The sequence below is a fragment of the Vibrio splendidus 12E03 genome, from assembly GCF_000272105.2.
In the GTDB taxonomy this organism is placed as follows: Bacteria; Pseudomonadota; Gammaproteobacteria; order Enterobacterales; family Vibrionaceae; genus Vibrio; species Vibrio splendidus_I.
Genome location: NZ_AJZD02000315.1, coordinates 1 through 3,657 on the forward strand (window position 1 = coordinate 1; position 3,657 = coordinate 3,657).

The window sequence follows — 3,657 nt, forward strand, 5'->3', positions numbered from 1 at the left end:
TGTATGCTGGCTTAAAACAAAAGCGAGTGAGTAGAATAGCATAAAAATTGAACTAAAGAAGAATAGAAGCATATATACGGGGACAGTGCCAAAGATTGGCATTAGGTGGCTTTCAGCTTGCTCGGTGTTCGAACGCTTCGCTTACTCACACACTGCGCCGAGCGGTGAGAATAGAACAATAAAATCCAAAGGCATTAGGCTAAGGCTAGAAAGCAAAACAGCCCTAAAAAGGGCTGATATCTGATAAGGCTTATCCAGTCGCATTTTTTAAAGTAGACCTTTCGCTTTTTTTCGGTAATACGTGGCTCTATGAATCCCGAGCACCTCCCAAGGCTTACTATGAGCCTCGGAGCCGCGCACTGGCTTACGTTTTGAGGCTTTACCGCCTTTCGCCCCTTTCTTAGCTTGGCTCTGACGGAACTTCTCAGGCGTGAATTCACGGTATGTCCAGTTCGCGATCGACTTCGCTATCGCTTTAACCTCTGAAACTGGCAAAGGTACTTTAAATTGAGAATTAATGGCTTCCACTTGGTCGTAGACAGCCGAATTCCACTGGCGCTTGTAGTTAGGCGCCCAAAACTCTCGAATAGCCTTGTAGCTCCACTGACGAACCGTATCAAACAACTCACAATTGCGACCAAGACCTGATACTTCGCTACCACGTAACGGGTGGCCTTTTAAATCGAGATAGTCCGCCAGTTCATCTAGTGTGTATTCGTACTCTGTCCAAAACTCATTTTGCCAATGTGGGTGCAGTGGGTTTTTCGTCAGTAGCCCTGCGAATCCACGATCCGCTTTCAGACGCTCAATCATCGCGGATTCAATCGCAGCAGCGTAGCGGATCGGTTCACTATGCGCGATGTCAGAAGTACAGAACGGAACTTTCAAGCGATAAGCAATGTGAGCGTGTGCATTTTCTGGGTTTTTGCTTGTCCAATATGGCGTAGGAAGATCGTTGTCGTACCAAGCCAACACACCACCTTGTCGATCAATATCAAAGACAAGGTAAGTAACCAACTTCGGTTGGTTCACTTGCAGATATTTTTTCTTAATCGCAGTGCTTTTGGGGCGTATGTAAGTGACACCGAGTTCATCGGTGCAATACGGCTTATGAGGAAGTGTCTCGATTAGATCGAGTTGAGCAGCGTTTGATTGTTCAGCTTTCACACATAACTGCACTTATGGCGGTTATGTGTGGATTGTGTTTGTCTATCCATGTGTTAAAATTACCTTAAGCATTTAGCCCTGAATTATCGACTTTCCGCCAAGTTAGCACGATATTCGGGGCTTTGTTTTATCTAGAGTTAATCTTACTCCTCAATACCTTACTTCGCAATTTCCCTTCGCTTTTCTTGCTATCAGGCACAAAAAAGGCCGCTATCGCGACCTTTCAAAAATCATGGTTCTACCGAAACACTGCACTTCGCACTAAGTGCCGTTACGTTAAATCATATAGATTAAGTAAGCTCCTGTGCTCTCCAAGCAGAATCTCTATTTTCTTTAAGTACCTTTCATCAACATCTTCATAATTAGTCACAATGCTATCTAACCTTTCTCTTTTTTGTTGAATGATATTCTGCACATCATCATTCAGCGTCAAAGATTTCAAGGTTTGTCGAGTAAAGACCAAATCCGTCTCTAGAAAGAAAATTAATGATAAGACAGCTTCTTCAACCTGATTTTTCGGTAAAAATTTCTCAACACTGACCAAATGGTAGGCGGTTTCAATGCAACTTGAACACGCTCTGTTCGCACCAAGCAAAATAAGTTTTACGTCACTTCGTGAACAAAATGTACACTTTTTCAGACTCACTTCTTATCCACCTTAAAAAAGCTCAGTTCATTGTTAAGTTCTTTCGTTACTTCCACTACGGACTCGTTAGATTTTATAGAACTCTCAATGCCCTCTAGATTTTGCTGAACCAAGACACTCATATTCTCAAGTTGAGTGGATATATCATTTGTCACGGCGCTTTGCTCTTCAGAAGCGGTAGCGACAATGGAATTCACATCTGAAATACTTGCGACCTTCTCTGATATGGCATGAAACGATTGAGTGAGAGCCTCGGTCGTAGATTGAGTTAAAGCCATTAACTCAACATTTTTTCCCATAGAGTCATCCGCTTGCTTTGATTGCTCCTGAAGTTGAGCGATGATTTCTTGAATATCAATCGTTGATTGTTGAGTTTTCCCAGCTAACGCTCTGACCTCATCAGCAACAACAGCAAAGCCACGACCGTGCTCACCAGCCCTAGCCGCCTCTATCGCAGCATTAAGAGCTAATAAGTTCGTTTGCTCTGATATACTATTAATCACATCAACTACGCTGCTAATGCGCTCTGAATGCTCTCTAAGCACATTAACAACCATCTGAGTTTCAGATATTGATTGAGATATCTTCTTAGTAGTAGCAATGGAATCTTCAAGGGAGCTCTGGCTTTGTTGAATAACCTCATTGGCTTCCATAGCGGATTGCTCCGCTCTTTGTGCATTATCTGCGACATCTCTTGCTGTTGAGGATAGCTCTGTTGAGGCTGTAGCAATCTGCTCAACTGCCGACAACTCATTTAGCGAGTTACTCCTATTCCCTTCAATCAGTCTAATCGATTCATCTTGTTTTTGATTAATAGTTAACATACTGAAGCTAACCTTTGCCAAAGTAGTGTTCAGCTTCAAAGACAGGCGAGAGAGTGATTCTGAAATTGTATCTAACTCATTATTCCCTTTGTTAATTTGAAATTGAGACAAATCACCACTTTCAAGATAGCTAATCCTGTTCACAATAAAAGGCAAATTCTTCAATTCACGTTTAACTAAAAAATAAGAAAAAATCGAAGTCAACACGACAGAAAGTGCAACAATAAACCATGATAAAGAGGAATTTGAATCAAGTTGATTCTCTGACTCTAATAAAGTCTTTTTGGAAACATCCAATTGAAGGTCAAGCAAAGATTGAATATCTATACCCATATCATCAATAAGTAAATATAACTGAGCAATCATCTCATCATCGCTCAGTTTCATACTTTTGTTATCGCTAACAATTTGAGGGATTTTACTCTTAAGGTTGTTAATTTTATCAGCCAATCCCTTGGCTAGAACTTCCTCTTCAATCGTCAAGCTCGTAAGAAGATACCTAGAAAGAATATGGTCTGATTCCTTAATTGCACTATCTATTCCAGATTCAAACTCATCACGTTCGAAAATCCCTACGTTAAACTTATTTGCAGCATCAATAACACTAACTGCATACAGATCTGAAATGGCTTTCAAATTAGATAAAGGTACAATTCTGTCTTCATATACAGAATTAAAGCCCTTCATCACCTCACTTGCAGTGCGATCAGAATTAATATTGATAAAAATTAGAACTATAGCAAAAAAGAATGGGACTAATTGAAGCTTTGTTGATATTGATTTCATCGTTTTTTTTCGATTTAGATTAAAAGGAACAATTCTATCACCCACGACATAAAAAGACAGGTATGGAATTAGAGCTAACACCCAACTTCTCAGCTCCAATTACTCAGAGTTAGACTTGAGTGGAGAGGACTGCCCTTTCATATATCAGTCCTACATATCGGTTTCAGATATCGGTAAAAGCTATGAGAGGAATAAAATCACACGGGGGTAAAGGGGGCGTTAGCGCCCCTTTCC

At 40.7% G+C, this 3,657-nt stretch carries 3 protein-coding genes; all 3 read right to left on the bottom strand.

All coding sequences use genetic code 11. From position 1 onward, the window contains the following. Positions 1–267: 267 nt before the first annotated feature. On the bottom strand, positions 268–1,167 hold the full coding sequence (locus A142_RS20185) for a replication initiation protein (RefSeq protein ID WP_019823541.1): 900 nt from the start codon (positions 1,165–1,167) through the stop codon (positions 268–270). A 271-nt stretch (positions 1,168–1,438) separates the two neighbouring features. Then, complete coding sequence (locus A142_RS20190; protein ID WP_019823543.1) at positions 1,439–1,813, bottom strand: hypothetical protein; 375 nt, start codon at positions 1,811–1,813, stop codon at positions 1,439–1,441. Next, positions 1,810–3,504, bottom strand: a complete 1,695-nt coding sequence (locus tag A142_RS20195; RefSeq protein WP_019823545.1) for a methyl-accepting chemotaxis protein — start codon at positions 3,502–3,504, stop codon at positions 1,810–1,812. Before A142_RS20195 ends, A142_RS20190 begins: the two co-directional genes overlap by 4 nt. Positions 3,505–3,657 lie beyond the last annotated feature (153 nt).